Origin of the sequence: Mesorhizobium sp. M7A.F.Ca.ET.027.02.1.1 (assembly GCF_004022985.1) — a bacterium.
Lineage (GTDB): Bacteria > Pseudomonadota > Alphaproteobacteria > Rhizobiales > Rhizobiaceae > Mesorhizobium.
Window position 1 is genome coordinate 1 of the sequence record NZ_RZOL01000559.1, and the last position, 3,084, is coordinate 3,084.

A 3,084-nucleotide genomic window follows, 5' to 3' on the forward strand; every position below is an offset into this window, starting at 1 on the left:
ACCAAGAACAGGTTCTATGGAGAACACAATGTTTCCCAATAGTATCGATTCGCACCTCTCCCAGTTGGAAAAAATAAACCCGGTAGCCTTCAAGGCCATCGAGCCCCGAATCGCTAGAGAGTCATTCGACTGCCTTGCCAAACTGTCGCGCAACGAGTTCACCCCCGAAGGGCGTGGTTCGGATTACCTCGATAGCATCCAACTGTCCCTGCTGGCACGATCGGAGGGTGTGATGGATCTACTGGGAAAAATGCACCCCAATGGTCGCGACGGACTGTGTTCATCACTGATCTTCTGCGATCTTCTCGCTGGTGACGGCTACGTGAACAAGGTAGCGCACCAGCTCTTGGGTGCGGCGCGCTGCCCAAGTTTCATCAACTCTGACGTCTCACAGTTCATGGTGGACCGTTGCATCCGAGACGGCCTGTTTGCGACCTGGCAGGGCGCGACCGATCCGTTCTGGATAAAAGATGGATCGGTGGATGGTGTGCTGATGGCTTACGGCACGCACCACATCCCGCGCGCTGAGCGCGCCACTGCTGTCCGGGCGGCTGCACGAATTCTCCGGCCAGGTGGCATCTTTGTTCTTCATGACTTTGAAGAGGGCTCCCCCACTGCTCGCTGGTTCGCTGACGTGGTGTCAACTCATTCCGTGACCCCGCATGACTATCCTCATTTTACCGCAGGCGAGGTGCTCGATCTGTTCGCTGCTGCGCAGTTCGATGACGTGACTGTCCAGCGAATCACAGACCCATTCGTCTTCCACGGAGAAGACGAAGAGAGCGCTCTCCAACTGTTAGCCGAATACGTCGTGAAGATGTATGGGCTAGAGAAGCTCCGGAGCCACACGCAGCGCGTGCTCGCCCTCCTTGATGAGTATTTCGGGGTCGTCGTGACACAAACCTCCCACGGTGAATTCGAAGCGCGCATAACGCGCAATGCATTGGTCGGGAGCGGTCGACGGGTGTGAAACACAATATCGTTGGCCCCATCAAGGCCCGGCTTCTGCTTCTTCTGCCTGGTCGTAGCCCTCTATTGGAGTGCTCAATGATCCATTTCCATTATGATATCCCGTCCCTGACCGCGCTTGAGGTATTCGAGGCATCGGCACGCCATTTGTCGTTCAAGCTTGCGGCTTCCGAGCTAGAAATGACATCGGGAGAGATCCGTCGGCAGATCAAAGCCATTGAGGGGGAACTTGGCGTTCGGCTGATTGTAGGGCCTGGCTCTGACGTCGTGCTTACCAGTGCTGGTGAAGACCTCTATAGGTTGCTCGCAAGCAGCTCTGCACGGGCGTCGGAAGTCGTGAGTATCATTACACGCCGCGACTATTCCCGAACTGCCACTCCTGCACGTCGAATGGATCGAACCTGACTGGGCCGGCTGGGACGAGGTCCTGAGCCGCGCCGGAATTCCCCATGTGCCGCTTCGTGGTCACCGGGGGCCCGGCTATGTGTCAAACGTAAAAAACAATAACATATCTTTTACTTTTAATTGGCGGGATAGGATGCAACACTGTAGACGTTGAACTGACTATCTTCAGAGGAGATTGGCATAAACTAAAGGAGACCGGCGTTGAACACGGAATATAACATAATCATTTTCCGATTTGGCCAATCCGCCAGAGAGAAGTGATCGAGAAGTAGAAGCAATTTGGAAGCTTCTTTCGCTTGGGCCCGGCAACTCAGTTCTTGAACTCGGATGCGGTTATGGGCGAATTACCAACCGGTTGGCGGAAAAGGGAGCGCGGGTAACCGGCTTGGATATCTCGCCGATCTTGCTGAAAAAGGCCGAAGCGGATGCGGCTGAACGCCGGGTAGACGTTGAGTATATTCGTGGGGATATGCGCTCACTCCGGTGGCGAGATCGGTTTGACGCGGCCTTTCTGTGGTACACGACGTTTGGCTATTTCGATGAAGCTGATAATGAGAGGGTCCTTCATGAAGCCGCTGCTTCACTTCGAAAGGGCGGGCGTCTGCTAATCGATCTGATGAATCGCTTCTATTTGCTGCGCGAGCAGTCGCCTACCTACGACATCGTGCAGCGCGACAATGATCTAAGAATCGATATCGTCAACAACGACGCGCTGACCGATCGTCGAAACTGCGATAGGATCGTCGTCCGTGGTGGTTGTGTGAGACGCATGCGTATTTCTATCAGACAATATGGGTTTTCCGAATGCGTTCGCATGTTGCGGAGCGCGGCGTTCGATTCTGTTGAAGCCTATGGGCAGGAAGGCGGAGAGTTTACATCCTATGGTCCGCGCCTAGTCGTCGTCGCGCACAAGTAAATGGGCGGTCAGGGTGATTGCGTATTGCTATAGGCTTGATCGCCGACGGGTAGTGCGAATCTGCGGGTCGCTTGAAGAACATCAGACGTCATGTCCCGGATCGGAGATCGGTGGCCCGCCCTTTTCGCGCGATAGGGTCGCTTCTTTATTCAACAGGTTGAAGTCAAGCGCTTGTCGAGCTTCCGCTTCGACTGGGGTCATGCTTCTCTACGGGATCAGCGCTCGGCCGTAACGAAATGCTCCCTCGCAACAGGGTCCCAAAACTACTTTCGAGTGTGTCGACTGCAGCCCAGTGGCAAAGCGGCGCCGGCATCCGAAGGCGGCAATGCCTGTGGACGCGCATGGCAAGATAGGGTCGGTGCCTCAACGGAGCGCCGGCCCGCACCTGCCAGCCGACGACCAGATCATTGTCAGCAACTCCGTCTACCTGCGTCAAGCGCATATTACCTCGCTGAGGCCGCGGATCGTTACGTTCGGTCAGGAAACACATGCTCGGCCGGCAACGAAAAGATTGCAACAATACCTTCAAGTAAGTTTACGGACTCTTTGCGATCACAGATCGCTGAGCATGGTACCTTCACCGCAAAGCACGACGCTAGGCACACGAAAGGCCGACGCCGATTCACGCTCGCACCGCGGCACAGCTCGCAAGGAGAGTCAATAGCAATGACAAGAAGAGCACTCGTCCTGCTTGAAGGGCACAGGAGTATTGGTCTGCTATACGTGAAAGCGGCCCAGCGTCTTGGGCTTCATCCAGTTACCCTGTCGGCTGACCCAACTCAGTACGGCTATCT

3 protein-coding genes and 1 pseudogene are annotated in these 3,084 nt (G+C 55.4%); all 4 read left to right on the forward strand.

Annotated features, from left to right (window positions below):
- Positions 1-970, forward strand: a 970-nt coding sequence (locus EN749_RS33320; RefSeq protein WP_210214749.1) for a methyltransferase domain-containing protein, incomplete at its 5' end; no start/stop codon positions are given.
- Positions 971-1,047: 77 nt separating this feature from the next.
- Entirely contained in the window at positions 1,048-1,374 is a 327-nt protein-coding gene (locus EN749_RS33325) for a LysR family transcriptional regulator (RefSeq protein WP_245491552.1), read from the forward strand.
- Positions 1,375-1,609: 235 nt separating this feature from the next.
- The gene (locus EN749_RS33330) at positions 1,610-2,290 is read left to right on the forward strand and encodes a class I SAM-dependent methyltransferase (protein ID WP_128364759.1); all 681 of its coding nucleotides are present in this window, start codon (positions 1,610-1,612) and stop codon (positions 2,288-2,290) included.
- A gap of 356 nt (positions 2,291-2,646) precedes the next feature.
- Positions 2,647-2,780: pseudogene (locus EN749_RS39675) on the forward strand (aspartate 1-decarboxylase); the annotation flags it as partial.
- Positions 2,781-3,084: the final 304 nt, after the last annotated feature.

What these genes read in the sequence shown, in the direction of transcription:
- EN749_RS33325 (WP_245491552.1), top strand. Translation starts at nt 1,048, where the DNA reads ATGATCCATTTCCATTATGATATCCCGTCCCTGACCGCGCTTGAGGTA.